The 1,246-nt window shown below is 39.6% G+C and carries 2 protein-coding genes; both read right to left on the bottom strand.

From position 1 onward, the window contains the following. Positions 1 to 86: 86 nt before the first annotated feature. On the bottom strand, positions 87 to 401 hold the full coding sequence (locus OI18_RS23395) for a hypothetical protein (RefSeq protein ID WP_039144770.1): 315 nt from the start codon (positions 399 to 401) through the stop codon (positions 87 to 89). Between the two features lie 378 nt (positions 402 to 779). Next, positions 780 to 1,246, bottom strand: a 467-nt coding sequence (locus OI18_RS23385; RefSeq protein ID WP_039144764.1) for a phytanoyl-CoA dioxygenase family protein, incomplete at its 5' end; no start/stop codon positions are given.

The raw sequence follows: 1,246 nt of genomic DNA, 5'->3' as shown, positions 1-1,246 counted from the left end.
AAAAGAAAATTGTGGTGGTTTTTTCGTCCACTCTAAGGTCGTTATACATAGGATACCATGTTGTAGGCAGTGAATTGTTTACTAATTTATGGTAAGACACTCGGATTAAGCACTTTTTCTAAATCACCTTTGCTGAGAATGTCTTCAATCGCATTTTCAATATTTTCCCGTGTGAGTGCTTTCACAAAGAGATCTGGAGGTACTTGGTACAAACCACTACGGCAGGCACCGGATTTACTATCCAAATCGATTGCTGTCTTAAGGAATTGATAGGTCCATACGTTAATGCCATAATAGCGACCATCATCTAACGTCACGGCAATATTGCAGAAATCATTCTCTATATCCCAGTTTCCAGGATCAACTTCTTCAAATTCCAACCATAACTTAAAGTGATTCATTTTTTGTGTAGATGTAATTTACCGCGAAAGACGTTTATTGACAATATGGTAACACAAAGCAAACAGATAAATAATAAAATACTATAGCCAATAATAGACTGTTCATGAAAAACGGTTGCGGATTCAGGATCAAAATAGCGTCCGTTTTCAAAGTTCATTTGCATATGATCAAATACCAAAGCACCAAAAATAGAAGATAATATAATTAGGAATATTAGTGTGATTATTTTAATGTGCTTCATTCGGATTTCTTATTGCCTACAACGTTAAAGTATTGCTGAAGGCCGGCCCCGCAGGCAGGCACATCCGCGTAAGGTTAGGAGGTGTTTTGTTTTTGATTGTTCGGGGCATTTGAGCCCGGCTTTTAGCAATACAATGTTATGGGCAGGCCGTTAAGGCCTTTTTCTCTGACCAGTGTAATCCTGGTGGCAAAACGGATCGGCTAAATTCAATATGGATTACTCGCCTTCTGGCATTGTTTGTAGTTCTGCTGGAAGAATGCAGAAGCAATGGTCGCATTAGCATGATGCCACCTCTTTCTACCGCACAGGTTTCTTCTCGAAGGTTTTGCATTTCTCCTGCTTCAACTCGCCGAATGCCATTTAAATGGGATTTTGGGATTACCCTCAACGCCCCATTTTCGATATCAGTATTGTCGAGGTGTACTCTTACTGTGAAATTATCCTCAAGAATTTGAGTAGGCGGTTGAACCGCGAACTGATTTTGTTTTATTGTCCAGGGACCAAATCCTGACAATTCCATCTTTTTGTCTACGGAAATCGTAAGATCCTGGTGATAGGAAACAAACCAGTTGGAATCTCCAGGCTTGTCAAAGTAAATTGACT

It is taken from the genome of Flavihumibacter solisilvae (assembly GCF_000814475.1).
Classification (GTDB): domain Bacteria; phylum Bacteroidota; class Bacteroidia; order Chitinophagales; family Chitinophagaceae; genus Flavihumibacter; species Flavihumibacter solisilvae.
This window is presented reverse-complemented; position numbering and strand designations above follow the sequence as displayed.